16 protein-coding genes are annotated in these 15,976 nt (G+C 58.6%); 10 read left to right on the plus strand and 6 right to left on the minus strand.

The features are described from left to right. Positions 1-19: 19 nt before the first annotated feature. Entirely contained in the window at positions 20-931 is a 912-nt protein-coding gene (gene osmF / locus EGT36_RS06905; RefSeq protein ID WP_006699768.1) for a glycine betaine ABC transporter substrate-binding protein OsmF, read from the minus strand. 123 nt (positions 932-1,054) lie between these two features. Next, positions 1,055-2,101 carry an AbrB family transcriptional regulator gene (locus tag EGT36_RS06910; RefSeq protein ID WP_037089630.1) on the minus strand — a complete coding sequence of 349 codons (1,047 nt, stop codon included), beginning with the start codon at positions 2,099-2,101 and terminating at the stop codon, positions 1,055-1,057. Here EGT36_RS06910 and EGT36_RS30815 point away from each other — a divergent pair. After that, positions 2,094-2,249: a hypothetical protein gene (locus tag EGT36_RS30815; protein WP_156779248.1), complete on the plus strand. Its 156-nt coding sequence runs from the start codon at positions 2,094-2,096 to the stop codon at positions 2,247-2,249. The genes EGT36_RS06910 and EGT36_RS30815 overlap by 8 nt on opposite strands. A gap of 23 nt (positions 2,250-2,272) precedes the next feature. Here EGT36_RS30815 and rirA read toward each other — a convergent pair whose 3' ends face one another. Then, the gene (gene rirA / locus EGT36_RS06915) at positions 2,273-2,743 is read right to left on the minus strand and encodes an iron-responsive transcriptional regulator RirA (RefSeq protein ID WP_004439283.1); all 471 of its coding nucleotides are present in this window, start codon (positions 2,741-2,743) and stop codon (positions 2,273-2,275) included. 173 nt (positions 2,744-2,916) lie between these two features. On the opposite strand from rirA, the gene EGT36_RS06920 reads away from it, so the two are divergent. Beyond that, positions 2,917-3,966, plus strand: coding sequence for a Fe(3+) ABC transporter substrate-binding protein (locus EGT36_RS06920; RefSeq protein WP_052114182.1), 1,050 nt, complete (start codon positions 2,917-2,919; stop codon positions 3,964-3,966). A gap of 90 nt (positions 3,967-4,056) precedes the next feature. Here the strand turns inward: EGT36_RS06920 and EGT36_RS06925 are convergent, their stop codons facing one another. Further along, the gene (locus tag EGT36_RS06925) at positions 4,057-5,553 is read right to left on the minus strand and encodes a CoA-acylating methylmalonate-semialdehyde dehydrogenase (protein WP_004439286.1); all 1,497 of its coding nucleotides are present in this window, start codon (positions 5,551-5,553) and stop codon (positions 4,057-4,059) included. Between the two features lie 105 nt (positions 5,554-5,658). Between EGT36_RS06925 and EGT36_RS06930 the strand changes: the two genes are divergently transcribed. The 7 genes from EGT36_RS06930 (at position 5,659) to pncB (ending at position 12,510) form a co-directional block, all read left to right on the plus strand. Further along, entirely contained in the window at positions 5,659-6,540 is an 882-nt protein-coding gene (locus EGT36_RS06930; protein WP_037089480.1) for a LysR family transcriptional regulator, read from the plus strand. A gap of 123 nt (positions 6,541-6,663) precedes the next feature. Further along, complete coding sequence (locus tag EGT36_RS06935) at positions 6,664-7,581, plus strand: DMT family transporter (protein WP_006699764.1); 918 nt, start codon at positions 6,664-6,666, stop codon at positions 7,579-7,581. 279 nt (positions 7,582-7,860) lie between these two features. After that, complete coding sequence (locus EGT36_RS06940; protein ID WP_004439293.1) at positions 7,861-8,967, plus strand: DUF475 domain-containing protein; 1,107 nt, start codon at positions 7,861-7,863, stop codon at positions 8,965-8,967. A gap of 360 nt (positions 8,968-9,327) precedes the next feature. After that, a complete protein-coding gene (locus tag EGT36_RS06945) occupies positions 9,328-9,672 on the plus strand; it encodes a MarR family transcriptional regulator (RefSeq protein WP_037089627.1) in 345 nt (114 codons plus the stop codon). Between the two features lie 18 nt (positions 9,673-9,690). Continuing rightward, positions 9,691-10,542, plus strand: a complete 852-nt coding sequence (locus tag EGT36_RS06950) for a C40 family peptidase (RefSeq protein WP_037089477.1) — start codon at positions 9,691-9,693, stop codon at positions 10,540-10,542. A gap of 93 nt (positions 10,543-10,635) precedes the next feature. Further along, entirely contained in the window at positions 10,636-10,995 is a 360-nt protein-coding gene (locus EGT36_RS06955; protein ID WP_125270150.1) for a hypothetical protein, read from the plus strand. Between the two features lie 210 nt (positions 10,996-11,205). Next, a complete protein-coding gene (gene pncB / locus EGT36_RS06960; protein ID WP_125270151.1) occupies positions 11,206-12,510 on the plus strand; it encodes a nicotinate phosphoribosyltransferase in 1,305 nt (434 codons plus the stop codon). A 42-nt stretch (positions 12,511-12,552) separates the two neighbouring features. On the opposite strand, the gene EGT36_RS06965 is transcribed toward pncB, so the two are convergent. After that, positions 12,553-13,947: a leucyl aminopeptidase family protein gene (locus EGT36_RS06965; RefSeq protein ID WP_037089476.1), complete on the minus strand. Its 1,395-nt coding sequence runs from the start codon at positions 13,945-13,947 to the stop codon at positions 12,553-12,555. A 142-nt stretch (positions 13,948-14,089) separates the two neighbouring features. Here EGT36_RS06965 and EGT36_RS06970 point away from each other — a divergent pair, with 142 nt between their 5' ends. Further along, positions 14,090-14,914 carry a tetratricopeptide repeat protein gene (locus EGT36_RS06970; protein WP_037089625.1) on the plus strand — a complete coding sequence of 275 codons (825 nt, stop codon included), beginning with the start codon at positions 14,090-14,092 and terminating at the stop codon, positions 14,912-14,914. A 71-nt stretch (positions 14,915-14,985) separates the two neighbouring features. On the opposite strand, the gene EGT36_RS06975 is transcribed toward EGT36_RS06970, so the two are convergent. Beyond that, positions 14,986-15,972, minus strand: a complete 987-nt coding sequence (locus EGT36_RS06975) for a type II secretion system F family protein (RefSeq protein WP_004439300.1) — start codon at positions 15,970-15,972, stop codon at positions 14,986-14,988. Positions 15,973-15,976 lie beyond the last annotated feature (4 nt).

Genomic DNA, 15,976 nt, shown 5'->3' on the forward strand with positions numbered 1-15,976 from the left:
CGCCCGGAACCACAGACTATTACTTGACGAAGCCGTTCTTGGTCAGGAAGTCGAGCGCGACGGTTTTTGCCTGCTCGCCGCCCACCTGCACACGGGCGTTAAGCTCCTGCAGGGTCGCCAGATCGAGCTTTTCAAACACGGGTTTCAAAAGTTCCTCGATATTCGGATGCTTTTTCAGGACTTCTTCGCGAATGATGGGCGCCGGCTGATAGACAGGCTGCACATGTTTGTCGTCCTCCAGCACCACAAGACCGGACGGGGCGATGCCGCCATCCGTGCCGTAGACCATGGCGGCATTGGCGTTGTTGGTCTGGTTGGCTGCGGCTGCGATGGTAGCGGCCGTATCGCCGCCGGACAGCGTGATCAACTGGTCCGGCTTCATGGTGAAGCCGTAAGTGGTCTGAAACGCCGGCAGGGCAGCAGCGGAGTTGACGAATTCGGAAGAAGCGGCAAGAACCACTTCACCGCCGTCGGCAACATATTTGCCGAAATCGGAGAGCGTCTTCAGCTTGTTTTTGTCCGCAACATCCTTTCGCAGCGCGATTGCCCAGGTATTGTTGGCCGGGGAGGGCGTCAGCCAGACGATCTTGTTGGCGTCATAGTCGAGCGTCTTTGCTTCCTGGTAGGCCTTGGCAGCGTCCTTCCAGAGAGGGTCATCCGCCTTGGAGAAAAAGAAGGCGGCGTTGCCGGTATATTCGGGGTAGATGTCGATCTCGCCCGCGGTAATCGCCTTTCTGACGACTGGCGTTGCGCCGAGCTGAATGCGATCCGTCGTCTCGATATTGTTCTTGCTGAGAACGGCGAGAATGATGTTGCCGAGAACGCCACCCTCCGTGTCGATTTTCGACGACACGACCACTTGCGCCTGAGCGATCGAAACAGAAAAGGCAAGCGCAAGTCCGGCGCCCGTCAACGTCATCAAGCGGTTCATGAATGGTCCTCCGATGGGTCAGCCTGCCGAACAGGCGAAAGGTCGCCGCCCGCAATTGCGGCTAAGCCTGAACGTGCCGGAGAGAAAAAGGTTGCAATGCTGCCAGCATTTTTCCGGCAGATGTCAGGTTTCGCCGTCTTGTTTTCGGGCATCCTTCCCCATGACGAGCGGCATAAGAACCGACAGGAACAGAAGCCTGATGACGTGATGCGAGCCGACATAGGCGGTATCTGCGTGCATCATGACCGCCATCGCAGCCATCGTTTCGAGGCCACCCGGTGAATAGGCGATCATTACCGCATTGAGCGGAACGCCGGTCACGTGGGAAATCATCCAGGCAATACTGCCGGCGATCACCATGACGGCGATGGTGACGACAAAGCCCGCTACAAAGCCCTTGCGCACCTCCATCAGCGAGACATTCGAAAACCGTGTCCCGATCAGGCAGCCGATCAGCACATACACTGGAAGGCTGAGCCAGGTCGGGACGCCGCCTTCAGTGAGGCCGGTAATATGCGTGCCAATGGAGATCGCGACGCCGCCGAGCAGCAGGGCAGCAGGAAACTTCCAGCGCAGGAAAAGCCAGCCGGTCATCAGGGAAGCGACGATGGTCAGTCCCAAGGTGAGGAGATCCATCGGCGGTTTGGTGAGAAGCGGTTCGGTGCTGACAAGATCGAAATATTCCACGATCAGCGGTACGGAAAGAGTGAGCGCAAGTACCCTGACGCTTTGCACGATGCTGACGGTTGCGAGGTCGCTTTTCGTCTCGGCCCCGAGGCTGATGATATAGCTGAGGTGGCCGGGGGAAGCGCCGAGCATTGCCGTGGTCCGGTCGTAACCGAAACCGTAATGCAGTATCCAGTAAGCGACATAGAGCATGATGACGACAGCGACGAGGACGACGACAAAGCTCACCGGCCAGGTCTTCGCAGCGTCTATCACGGAGGGCGTCACGCTCGTTCCCATCGAAATGCCGACAACGACGAAACAGGCATTGCGGATGAAGGCGGGAATGCCAAGCCTGAGGCCTGCCAGTCCAGAGATCGTCACCGCAAGTGCCGGGCCGGATAGAAAGGGTGCCGGGATATCGATGAGGCTGGCGAGCAGCGCACCTATGCTGCCGATGAGCGCGGTAAGCGCAAATGTATGGAATTCAGGCTTGATGATCATTGCGACGCTGATTGGTTGCTTGAAAAAGCTCGCGACCAAATGCGCCGCTTCCGTTCGCGAGGTCAACACGCGGGATCAAAAATATTCTGTCTCGCGCGGCTTCCTTAAAGAAAAGCCCGTGACCTCATGGGCACGGGCTATGGTGTAATCGCCAGGGAAGCAATAAGACGATCATGCAGCCGGAAGGGCAGCGACCTTCGGCATCGTGGTGTCGAGGCCAAGCAGAAAGTTGATCTGCGGCCGAGCCTTGACGAGATCGTCGATCGAATATTCGGCCAGCACGTCGAAGAAGGCGTTGAGCGCCTTGCGCAGTGCCGAATTCAGGCCGCAGCTGTCAACAAGAGGACATTCGACGGCGCCGTCCTCGAAACATTCCGCCATGGCGAAGCTGTCTTCGGTGACCCTGACCACATCGAACAGGCTGATCTTTTCGGCAGGCTTGCCAAGCCGCACGCCGCCGTTGCGGCCGCGAACTGTTTCCACTAGGCCGGCCTTGTTGAGCGGCTGGAGGATCTTGAACAGGAACAGCTCGGAAACGCCATAGGCCTTGGCAATCTCCGGAATGCGGCTCAGATGGCCTTCATTTGCGGCGCAGTACATCAACATGCGCACGGCATAGTTGGTCTGTTTGGTCAAGCGCATGCTGGTCTCCTAACTCTCAATGTGGAGTTATATAGTCTCTTTTTCAGTTTAGAACAATTCCAGAAACCGAAAAAACTGGCATCCATCCGAGATTTCTCACACAGCCTTGTTGACCGCCTTCATGATTCATGAACAAACAAGTCAAGAATCGGAATGTAATGGAGGCATTCACAATGGCAAGCTTGAAATCATATTTTTCCGCTGCCGTTTTTTCAGGGATGATGATCCTTTCCTGCGCACCCAAAGCCTGGGCAGAGGGAGAGGTTAATGTCTATTCCTATCGCCAGCCTGAATTGATCCAGCCGCTGCTCGACGCCTTTACCAAGGAAACGGGAATAGAGACGAATGTTCTTTTTCTCGACAAGGGACTGGTGGAACGCATCCAGGCAGAAGGCGTCAATTCGCCGGCCGATGTGCTGTTGACGGTCGATATCGCCCGTCTGGTCGAGGCCAAGGAGGGCGGTGTCACGCAGCCTGTTCTCAACGATCCCGTCATCGAAAAGGATATCCCCGCCAATCTGCGTGATCCCGAGGGCGAATGGTTCGGCCTGACGACACGCGGCCGGGTTGTCTATGCCTCGAAGGAGCGGGTGAGCCAGAAGGATATCACCTATGAGGAACTGGCGGATCCGAAATGGAAGGGCAGGATCTGCATTCGCGACGGCCAGCATTCCTATAATATTGCGCTGATCGCCTCAATGATTGCACATCATGGTGTCGATTATACCCGCACCTGGCTTGCCGGCCTGAAGAACAACCTTGCCCGCAAACCTGATGGAACCGACCGCAGCCAGGCGAAATCAATCTTTTCCGGCGAGTGTGATATTGCCCTTGGCAACACCTATTATGTCGGCCTGATGCTGACAAATGACCGCGAGCCGGAAGAAAAGGAATGGGCGGGTTCCGTGCGGGTCATCTTTCCCAATGCGGGCGACCGCGGCACGCATGTGAATATTTCCGGCATGGCCCTGACGAAATACGCCCCCAACAAGGACAATGCCCTGAAACTCATGGAATTCCTGGCATCGCGCGAGGCACAGGAAATCTACGCCAGGCAGGTCTTCGAATATCCGGTGCTGCCCGGCGCCGAGCCGTCGGATGTGGTGAAGGGCTTCGGCCCCATCAATCCGGACAGGTTGCCGCTGACGGACATCGCCGCCCATCGCAAGCAGGCATCCGAACTGGTGGACGAAGTGGGCTTTAATGACGGCCCGACCAACTGATCTCAGGCCCTGCTTCCAGGACGGATGAATTCCAGTCAAAAAAGCCCCGCTGCAAAACAGCGGGGCTTTTTTGTATTGCCTGCTTGCGGCTTATTTCATCGTCGGCATGACGAATTCGGCACCCGACTTGATGCCAGACGGCCAGCGCGAGGTGATGGTCTTGGTCTTCGTCCAGAACTTGATCGAATCCGTGCCGTGCTGGTTGAGGTCGCCGAAGCTCGAAGCCTTCCAGCCGCCGAAGGAATGGTAGGCGAGCGGAACCGGGATCGGAACGTTGATGCCGATCATGCCGATATTGACGCGGCTTGCGAAATCGCGGGCTGCATCGCCGTCACGGGTGAAGATGGCGACGCCGTTGCCATATTCATGCTTCATCGGCAGTTCCAGCGCCTCTTCGTAGTTCTTGGCACGAACGACCGACAGAACCGGTCCGAAGATTTCCGTCTTGTAGATGTCCATGTCAGGGGTGACGTGGTCGAACAGGCAGCCGCCGACAAAATAGCCGTCTTCATAGCCCTGCAGCTTGAAGTCGCGGCCGTCGACCAGGAGCTTTGCGCCCTGTTCCACGCCGCTGTCGATCAGGCCCTTGACGCGCGTCTGGGCTTCCTTGGTGACGAGCGGGCCCATATCAGCCTTGTCATCGGTGTAAGGACCGATCTTCAGTGCCTCGATTTGCGGAATGAGCTTTTCAACGAGACGGTTTGCCGTCTCTTCGCCGACAGGAACTGCAACGGAAACAGCCATGCAGCGCTCGCCGGCCGAACCGTAACCGGCGCCCATCAGCGCGTTCACGGCCTGATCGAGATCGGCGTCCGGCATGATGATCATGTGGTTCTTTGCGCCGCCGAAGCACTGCGCGCGCTTGCCGTTCATGGCAGCGGTGCCATAGACGTAACGGGCGATCGGCGTCGAGCCGACGAAGGAAACCGCGCCGATATCGGGATCGGTGAGGATGGCGTCGACGGCACCCTTGTCGCCGTTGACGACGTTCAGGATGCCGGCCGGAAGGCCGGCTTCGATCATCAGTTCCGCGAGGCGGATCGGCAGCGAGGGATCGCGCTCGGAAGGCTTGAGGATGAAGGCGTTACCGCAGGCGATCGCCGGGGCGAACATCCACATCGGGATCATGCCGGGGAAGTTGAACGGGGTGATGCCTGCGCCGATGCCGACCGGCTGGCGGATCGAATACATGTCGATGGCCGGGCCCGCGCCTTCGGTGAACTCACCCTTCTGCAGATGCGGAATGCCGCAGACGAATTCGCAGACTTCAAGCCCGCGGACGATATCGCCCTTGGAATCTTCGACGGTCTTGCCGTGCTCGCTGGAGAGCAGCACCGCCAACTCGTTCATGTCTCGGTTCAGAAGTTCGACGAACTTGAAGAAAACGCGGGCACGACGCTGCGGATTGGTCGCAGCCCATTTCGGCTGTGCCGCCTTGGCGCTTTCGACAGCCGCGCGCAGTTCGGCGTCGCTGGCAAGCGCGACCGTAGCCTGAACTTCGCCCGTGGCCGGATTGTAGACATTCGATGTGCGGCCGCTGGTGCCCGGCACATGTTTGCCATTAATGAAATGACCGATTTCCTTCATGGTGTTCCTCCAGAATGTGATGGCGCAGCATTGCCTTTCGATTTGCACAAATCAATCGCCTGAAATAAGCATCAATTGTGCAAAAATAGACACAAGGAACGTGGCATGAACTGGGATGATGTACGTTTGTTCCTGAGCGTGGCGCGAAGCGGCCAGTTTCTTTCCGCGGCCAGAAAGCTCGGTGTGAACCATGCCACTCTCAGCCGCCGGGTTTCCGCGCTGGAAGCCGCCATCGGCACCCAGCTCTTCCTGCGCAGCACCAATGGCTGCGAACTGACGGAGGAGGGTCAGCGGCTTCTTGCGAGTGCGGAGCGCATGGAAACTGAAATGCTGAATGCCCAGGCCAATCTCGGTCGCGTCGATACGGCGGTTGCGGGAACGGTGCGCATCGGCGCGCCGGACGGCCTCGGCGTATCCTTCCTCGCGCCAAGGCTTGGCAGACTGACGGCGCGTTATCCCGATCTGAAAATCCAGCTCGTTCCGGTGCCGCGTTCCTTTTCGCTTTCGCAACGTGAGGCTGATATCGCCATCACTATCGAAAGGCCGGAACAGGGCAGGCTGATGTTTTCCAAGCTCACCGATTATTCACTCGGCCTCTATGCCTCGGCGAATTATCTGGCTGACTACGGAACGCCTGATGATGTCGAGGCACTGAAACGCCACCGGCGGATCGGTTACGTGGAGGACCTGATCTTTTCGCCTTCGCTGAACTTCACCGGCGAAATCATGCGTGACTGGGACGCCGCCTTTGAAATCTCAAGCGCTACCGGCCAGACGGAGGCAGTACGATCCGGTGCAGGGATCGGCATCCTGCACAATTACATCGCGGGCCAATATCCCGAACTTATACGGATCATCCCGCATCTCACCATCAGCCGGTCCTATTGGACGGCTTATCACGAATCCGCTCGCCAGTTGGTCCGTGTCCGCACGGCGGTCAATTTTCTCCAGGAACTCGTGGCCGAAGAACGACGCATCTTCACCTGATATCCGAAGCTCCGGCGTAATAGTACTATTAATTGTGCAAACCCGTCCGTTCTGGACTTGACAAAGGACGGCTGGTTGGACGACCAATGCAACCATTGGGAGATCGGAACTGACATGTCGACTATGATAAAAAAGCTTTCGCCGACGGGCCTCGGCGTGGCCGTGATGCTGCTTGGAATGCTGCTGTTCGCGTTGAACGACGCCATGGGAAAATGGCTCGTATCGACCTACAGCCAGGGCCAGGTGATCCTTATCCGAAGCGCCGCGGCGCTGGTCATCCTTGTTCCGATCGTCTGGAGAGCCGGCCTCTCCGGCCTCGTGAAAATCGAACGGCCCGGCCTTCAGGCGGCGCGCGTCTTTTTCTCCACGGCCGAGCTTTTCTGTTTCTATTTCGCGGTCGCGGCGCTGCCCCTGGCGGACGTCATGACCTATTGGCTCGCGGCGCCGATTTACGTGGCTGCGCTCTCCCCGTTTCTGCTCGGAGAAAAGGTCGGCTGGCGTAGATGGACGGCCATTGGCATCGGTTTTGTCGGCGTTCTCATCGCGCTCAAGCCGAGCTCGGCAAGCCTCACCTCCGCTGCACTCTTTTCTATCCTCGGCAGCGCTGCCTTTGCATTCATGATGTTGTCCGGCCGCCAGCTGCGCAATACGCCCGACACGGTGCTCGCCTTCTGGCAGATCATCGGCGCGGCGCTTGCGGGCATTGTCGCCGTGCTCGTCACGCCGTCGGGATGGCTGCCGGTGCAATCCGGTTTTGATCTTGCCTTCCTCGGCCTGCTCGGCGTCGTCGCCATGGCGGCGCATGTGCTGGTCAACCGGGCGCTCAAACTTGCCGATGCTGCAACGGTTGCGCCGCTGCAATATACGCTGCTGCTCTGGGCGGTCATTTTTGGATGGCTGTTCTTCGGCGATGTGCCCCAGACAAGTATCGTGGTCGGCGCGGGCCTGATTGTTCTTTCGGGCCTTTACATCTTCTTTCGCGAAAATACGCTCAAACGCCGTCGCGAAACCGCCGAAGATCTGGCCGCAGAGCAGGTTTGATCTCTGGTTGCAATCACGGGACTTGACGAAGGCGTGATCTTCAGGGAGTAAGAAGGGGCCCTGCGATGATTTGTCTTGCAAGGGCAGAGGAAACAAAGGTGCCGGGCCCCTCTGGCGAGAGTTTTACGGCGCTCTCGTGATGTCGGTACCGCCTGCAAAATTCGCCGGCGGATTAAAAACTATGAAAAACCTGAATGTGCTTCGCGCGCGTGCTTTCTGCGTGCGGCCTGACGCCCTGCGTCGGTCTGCAACCGTCCTCGTAATGAACGGTGACCGGACATGAGCGCTGCCCAGAAAACCACGCTCTCCTACTTCAAGTGGGCTTTTATCGTCACCATCGTCGGTCTCATCCTCGGCGGCTATCTTGGCTGGGAAATGACCGGTACGGTTGGCGGTACCGCGACGATCTTCTTCATCTGCGTCGTTCTGGCGGTGCTGGAAATCTCGCTTTCTTTCGATAACGCCATCGTCAACGCGAACAAGCTGAAGGACATGACGCCGGTCTGGCAGCACCGCTTCCTGACATGGGGCATTCTCATTGCCGTTTTCGGCATGCGTATCGTCTTCCCGCTGCTGATCGTTGTCGTCGCCGCCAATGTCGGTCCCTGGACGGCCATCGTCATGGCGGCAACCCAGCCGGAACGTTATGCGGAAATCATGCAGGACGCCCATCTGCCGATTGCGGCTTTCGGCGGCACCTTCCTGATGATGGTCGGTCTCAACTTCTTCTTTGACCATGAAAAGGACGTGCATTGGGTGCGCTGGATCGAGGAAAAGGCTGCGACCTATTCCTCCGTCAAGGGCATCGAGATCGCCTTCGTGCTTGTTGTCATGCTGATCTTTTCGCGCATCATCGGCGCCAGCGACAACCCGGAACTCGGCCCGGTCGCGGCCAACACGTTCTTCCATTCGGCGATCTGGGGTCTCTTGACCTTCCTGCTGGTAGAAGTTGTCGGCGGCATTCTCGATCGTAGCCAGGAAATGCTGGAAGGCGCAGCAAAGGGCGGTTTCGGTGCGTTTCTTTATCTCGAAGTGCTTGACGCCAGCTTCTCCTTCGATGGCGTGATCGGTGCCTTTGCGCTGACGCAGAACCTGTTCATCATCGCCATCGGCCTCGGCATCGGCGCCATGTACGTGCGCTCGATGACAATCATGCTGGTCGAGAAAGGAACGCTTGCCGAATATCGCTATCTGGAGCACGGCGCCTTTTATGCGATCCTGATCCTGTCGGTCATCATGTATGTGCAGACCATGGTGCATATACCTGAAGTCATCACGGGCCTTGGCGGCGCAACCCTGATCGGTATCTCGCTCTGGTCGTCGATCCGCTATAATCGGCAGCAGAATGCCGATGCAGTCGATGCCGCACGCGGCGCAGAGATTTGATCCACAATACCCCTGTCTTCCGCCGTCACGGCGGGAGACAGTTTTTAAGCATTGAGTTCGTTCCTGCCTCTTTTTATCGCCATTTACGCCTTGCAAACGCCTTCGCTGCGCGCGTCATTTATCCATTAAGTCACTGATTTAAAATATACTTGTGCGGCGCAGCAAAACTGGCACGATTTCTGCATCTCATCTTGCAAGTCCAGAGGGGACATATGGCCCAAAAACGGGTCAACAATTACCGCCGCGCCGCGCGATCTTTCGGATCTGCGCCGTGCGGCGGTTCTGTTTGTGGGGATGGTTCTTGAGTTTTTCGCGCTGTTGCATGAAAACGATAGGACAACGACTGGAAGGTTTATCGGCTTGCCTGCAGAACTTTCGCCCACGGCCGCCCTCGGGCTCTGGCATCGCGTCTCGATGGCGCAGGTCACGGCCGATGCGCCCGATTTGACCTTGCGTCAGACGGCCATCCTGCTGCAGATTTATCTTGTGCCGCCGCCGCATACCGTGCGCGGCCTCGCCGGCCTGCTGGGCGTGACCAAGCCGGTCATCACCCGCGCGCTCGACAGTCTCGGCGCGCTAGGGCTGGTTGACCGGGCCCGGGATGAGCGGGACAGGCGCAATGTCGTGATAAAGCGCACCGTCACAGGTGCGCTTTATCTGGAAAAATTCGGCGATCTGATTATTGATCAGGCCCGTAATATCTAACCTCTGGACGTGAACCCCATGATGCTCGACCGCCGCCTGAATGTCTTCCGCTCCGATCTCGCCGACGAAAAACTGCAAGGGGCGGTGCAGGCCGATCGTTTCGTCAGCGGATCTCCCGCACAGGTCGTGGTACCTGTCATCGGCCTGCGGCCCACGCCGGACCTTGTCGCCGGTATCGATACCGAACTGCTGTTCGGCGAGACCCTGCGCGTTTTCGACAGGGCGAACGGCTGGGCCTGGGTGCAGGCGGATGCGGATGGTTATGCGGGTTACGTGCCGGAAACGGCCATTGGTGATGTCGTCGCGGCCACTCACCGTATCGTTGCTCCCCGTACCTTTGTTTATCCTTCGGCCGAACTGCGCAAGCCGCCGGTGGCGGCGCTGTCCATGGGCAGCCTGATCCGGATCGTCGGTGAAGAGGAGACCCGTGGCACCCGGTATCTCATGACCGAAAATGGCGAAGGCGTCATTGCCGCCCACTGCCGGACCGTCGATGCTGCCGCTGACGACGACTATGTCGCGGTGGCGTTGCGCTTCATCGAAACCCCCTATCTGTGGGGCGGTCGCTCCGGCTTTGGTATCGATTGTTCAGGCCTCGTACAGCTTTCCATGGCGATGGCGGGCCGGCGGGTGCTGCGCGATACCGACATGCAGGTGAAATCGCTCGGTGTGGAAATAGAGCGGGACGAGTTGCGGCGCGGCGATCTGGTTTTCTGGAAAGGCCATGTCGGGCTGATGGAAAATGAGGAAACGCTGCTGCACGCCAACGGCCATACCATGAATGTCGCGCGCGAAAATCTCGCTGCAGCCATTGAGCGCATCGGTTGGCTTTATGAAAAGCCGACGGCGTTCCGTCGCATGGAGGACTGAGGGAGCGCTTCACGAAATTGTTCCCGTCTTGCCCTTTGTGCGACAGCCGTCGCCGGCCTACATGCTGTCAATAATGGTACGGGACGGACACTGATGAAGACAAGAACGGCGGCACGATTGGCAGCGATCCTCGCGGCGGTCTTATTGAGCACTTCGGCAGAGGCCCAGACGGTGTTCCAGAACGGTTTTGCCCCGGCACCCGACGCCTATGCCAACCTGCCCGGTGTAAAAGACCCTCGAACGCTCCAACCCAAGGTCCGTTATAACTGCCATAGCGAACTGGGAAGTACCGGATATTCACGTGGGCCCTACCGGACCGTCTTCGGCAGTCGCGGAATTCCCGTCCAGGGTTACCGCTGCACCGATGAAAACGGTATTTCCAGCTTTGGCGGACGTAACCCCGTTTCCAAGGATTGGTACCCCGGCATCAATCCCGTTGATCCGACTTTCTGACGCGGCGTGCCCGTAGCCCCTGGCTGAAAACGATAACGAGGTTGCCGGGAAATCAACGCGCGGGCGGGCTGGTGAGGCATTTGCCGGACCGGTGCTCTGGACTTGTTGTCGCTTTTTCAGATAAATCTTTCGCATGACGGGTTGATACCTGCCGGGGTGCGGATTGACATCGGCTATTCTGACCTTTGGCCGATACTGGGGAATGCAAGTATGACGAAGACCGATATAGCCACCCGTGTCCACAATCATACCTGGAAACTTGACCCGATCGTTCGCAGCCTGATCGATACGGATTTCTACAAGCTGTTGATGTTGCAGATGATCTGGAAGCTTTATCCGGAAGTCGACGCGACGTTTTCGCTGATCAACCGCACCAAGACGGTGCGGCTGGCCGAGGAGATCGACGAGATGGAGCTGCGCGAACAGCTCGATCATGCGCGTACGCTGCGTCTTTCCAAAAAAGAGAATATCTGGCTTGCGGGTAACACGTTTTACGGTCGCTCGCAGATTTTCGAGCCGGAATTTCTCTCCTGGCTATCAAGCTATCAACTGCCGGAATATGAGCTTTTCAAGCGCGACGGGCAGTACGAGCTGAATTTCCACGGCCGCTGGATGGACACGACGCTCTGGGAAATCCCGGCGCTCGCCATCATCAACGAGTTGCGTTCGCGTAGCGCCATGCGCTCGCTCGGTTATTTCACGCTGGATGTTCTCTATGCCCGCGCAAAGGCCAAGATGTGGGAGAAGGTTGAGCGGCTGCGGGAACTGCCGGGCCTGCGCATTTCCGATTTCGGCACCCGCCGCCGCCATAGCTTTCTGTGGCAGCGCTGGTGCGTCGAGGCGTTGAAGGAAGGCATCGGGCCGGCCTTTACGGGTACGAGCAACGTGCTGCTCGCCATGGATTCGGACCTTGAAGCCGTCGGGACCAACGCGCATGAACTGCCGATGGTGGTCGCGGCGCTGGCGCAGACGGATGAGGGGCTGGCTGCCGCGCCCTATCAGGTCCTGAAGGACTGGAACCGGCTTTACGGTGGCAACCTGCTGATTGTTCTGCCCGACGCCTTCGGCACGGCGGCGTTTCTGCGCAATGCGCCGGAATGGGTGGCTGACTGGACGGGTTTCCGCCCGGACAGCGCACCGCCGATCGAGGGTGGCGAGAAGATCATCGAGTGGTGGCAGAAGATGGGTCGCGACCCGCGCAAGAAGATGCTGATCTTCTCCGATGGCCTCGATGTCGATGCCATCATCGACACTTACAGGCATTTCGAAGGCCGCGTTCGCATGAGCTTCGGCTGGGGCACCAACCTCACAAATGATTTTGCTGGCTGCGCGCCAAAAACCATCGCCAGCCTCAAGCCGATCTCCATCGTCTGCAAGGTCAGCGATGCCAATGGCCGGCCGGCTGTGAAACTCTCGGACAATCCGCAAAAAGCAACCGGTGAACCGGCCGAAGTGGAGCGTTACCTGAAATTCTTCGGCCAGGAAGATCACAAGGAACAGAAGGTTCTGGTTTGATCAAAGCGGGGCGCTCCGGTCGACGAAGCGCCCCTAAAGCCGTTATTTCGTGAACTGATGTGCGATATAATGGAAGAGGGCGCGAATACCCTGCGCTTCTCCACCGATCGATGAGTGGTGCCTTTCATTCAGCGACCAGCCGTAAATATCGAAATGCGCCCAGCGCCGGGTGTTGGTCACGAAACGCTTGAGAAACAGCGCGGCGGTGATCGATCCGCCCATGCCGCCGGAAGGCGCATTGGTAATATCGGCCGCGCGCGAGCGAATGTCCTTGTCGTATCCCATATAGAGCGGCATGCGCCACAGCGGATCGTCGGTATCGATGCTGGCTTCAGCGATGTCATGGGCCAGATCGTCGTCGTCAGTGTAGAAGGGCGGCAGATCGGGACCGAGCGCGACGCGGGCGGCGCCGGTCAATGTTGCCATGTCGATCATCAGGTCCGGCGCATCCTCATCGGCATAGGCCAGAGCGTCCGCCAGAACGAGGCGGCCTTCCGCATCGGTATTGTCGATCTGCACCGTCAGCCCCTTGCGGCTCCGGTAAATGTCGCCGGGACGGAAGGCGTTGGAAGAGATGGAATTTTCGACCGCGGGCACGAGGACGCGCAGGTCGACCGGCAGCTTCGCGTCCATGATCATCAGAGCCAGGCCAAGGACATTGGCGGCGCCGCCCATGTCCTTCTTCATCAGGGCCATGGACGCTGCGGGTTTTATATCGAGACCGCCGGTGTCGAAGCACACGCCCTTGCCAACAAGCGTCAGACGCGGATTACCCTTTTTACCCCAGTTCATTTCCAGAAGGCGTGGTGCGCTTTCGCTGGCGCGGCCGACGGCGTGGATGAGGGGGAAGTTTTCCTTCAGCAGGTCGTCGCCGGTGGTCACCTTCACCTTCGCCTTGTAATGGGCGGCAAGGGCCCGGAAAGCGATCTCCAGCTCATCCGGTCCCATGTCGTTGGCAGGCACATTGATGAGATCGCGCGCGAGGAAGACGCCCGCGAGAATGCGCTTGATCTCGCCGTCTTCGGCATCCTGGGGAATGAGCAGCTTCGCCCCGCTGGTTTTGGTGGTCTTGTATTTGTCGAAGCGGTAGCTTCCGAGACCGAAACCGAGAGCGAGGCGATTGGCCGTCAGTGGTGCGGTCTCGATGTGCCACTCGCCTTCAGGCAGTTCGCGGGCGAGTTTACCGGTGATGAACGGGATTTCAGAGGGATTGCCGCCAAGGCCGAGAAGCACGCCGCCGAGCGAACCATCGGCAGAGGGAACGAGCAGGATGGCACCGGCCTCCGCCTTGAACCCTGCTTTCTTTGCCCAGTCCAGAGCGACGGGGTCAATGGCGCCCTGCTCGATGTGGGCGGGCGTGACTGCGAAAACCGGCAGTGTACTGCCTGCCTTTGAGCTGAAAGGGGTCGGGCGTTCGATGAACTGATAGGGCGCCATTATGTGCTTCCGTAAATGTCGAGAATCGGTGCGATTAACGCTCTGTTAGGGTTAACAGATTATTGCTTAAGCGAAAGTTGCGTCATGTGAGTCTGTCGTTTGTCGGGCGCAAGATTTGTCATTCTTGGGCGAGGGCGCTGCCATGACTGCTTTTTCTTTGGCTGAGACAGGCCGGACAGGGTTGCTGCGGGGCGCGTGTTTTGCAGCATTGGTTCTTGCGGTTTCTGGATGTGCAAGCACCAACAAACCGGACCGGATGTCTACCGGCTCCATTCCCGCCGCCGCGCGCTCCTATGATCACATGAACATGGACCAGCTTCGCCAGGCGGAAGAAACCGCCGGCAAAGCCTATGAACGCAATCCCAAGGACAAGTCGGTGGGCATGAATTATGCCAGCGTCTTGATGATGACGGGCAAGAACACGCAGGCTCTTGCAGTCATGCAGCAGATAGCCATCGCCAATCCCGCCGACCGCGACGTGCTTGCCGCGTATGGCAAGGCACAGGCGGCTGCGGGACAGCTGGAGCAGGCGCTTTCAACCATCCAGCGGGCGCAGACACCCGATCGACCCGATTGGCGCCTCTACTCGGCCGAAGGCGCGGTGCTTGACCAGCTTGGACGTTCGAGCGAAGCCCGCTCCCGCTATCGGCAGGCGCTTGACCTGAAGCCGAACGATCCGAGCGTGCTTTCAAATCTCGGCATGTCCTATGTGCTGTCGAGCGATCCGCGCACTGCCGAAACCTACCTGCAATCGGCCATCGCCCAGCCTGGCGCCGACAGCCGCGTTCGCCAGAACCTCGCGCTCGTTGTCGGCCTCCAGGGTCGCTTCGCCGAAGCAGAGCGCATTGCGGTACAGGAACTCTCGCCGCAGCAGGCCCAGGCAAACCTGACTTATCTGCGGGCAATGCTGTCCCAGCAAAATTCCTGGCAGCAGCTCGCAAAAAAAGACGGAAAGGCGGCGGGCTGATGCTTTGCGCGATGCCGCGTCCTTATATCCGGAACTTGACGCGTCGCCGCGAAATTCGGGCGGCATGTTTTTCAGAACGTGTCCAGCACGCGGATGATGGCAGGGCCTAGAATGACGGCGATGAGGACCGGCAGGAAAAATACAATCATCGGCACGGTCAGCTTCGGCGGTAGTGCAGCCGCTTTTTTCTCCGCTTCGTTCATGCGTTCGTCGCGGCCTTCCTGTGCGAGAACGCGCAGCGCCTGAGCGAGCGGCGTTCCGTAACGTTCCGCCTGAATAAGCGCTTGCACGACGCTTTTCACGGCTTCGAGCTGTGTTCGCGTGCCGAAATTCTCGAGAGCGACCCGCCGGTCTTGCAGGAACGACAGTTCCGCCGTCGTCAGCATCATTTCTTCAGCCAGTTCGGGTGACTGCTCACCCATTTCCTCTGCCACGCGGCGCATCGCGGCCTCCATGGACACGCCGGATTCGATGCAGATCAGCATGAGGTCGAGCGCATCCGGCCAGGCTTTCTTGATCGACGCCTGCCGTTTGTTCATGCGGTTCGACACATAAATATTGGGAGCATAGAAACCGATATAGCCGAACAGTAACACAGCCATCAGCCGGACAATGAAGGCTTTGTCGGAGAGATTGCCGAGCACGAAGATCCAGGTGAAGGCTACGGCCAGAAAAATGAAAGGCAGGATGAAGCGGGCGGCGAGAAACGTGTTGAACGCGTTTTGGGAACGAAGCCCTGCTGCCCGCAGCTTGTTCATCGTGTTCTTGTCCGCAAGCGCTTCCTGGAGGTTGAATTTTTCCACGATGCGCCGGGCGGACTTGTTATTGTTGCCGCGCAGGGAAGTTTTGCCTTCCCTGGTAACGGTCGCAAGCCGCTCGCGCTCGCGGCTGCGGATGAGATCGCGTTCCGACGACACGGCTTTCATGCGTTTGGCGAAATCCTTCCGCTCGAAAACCGGCATGATGAGCGTATAAAGGGTGGCGAAAACCGCCAGCGTCACCAGAACGGCGACGATCGTTTGCGGATTGGTGAGGCTCGAAAGAAAACTCCCGCTCATTCTG

Origin of the sequence: Agrobacterium sp. FDAARGOS_525, assembly GCF_003938925.1 — a bacterium.
Taxonomy (GTDB): Bacteria; Pseudomonadota; Alphaproteobacteria; order Rhizobiales; family Rhizobiaceae; genus Agrobacterium; species Agrobacterium pusense.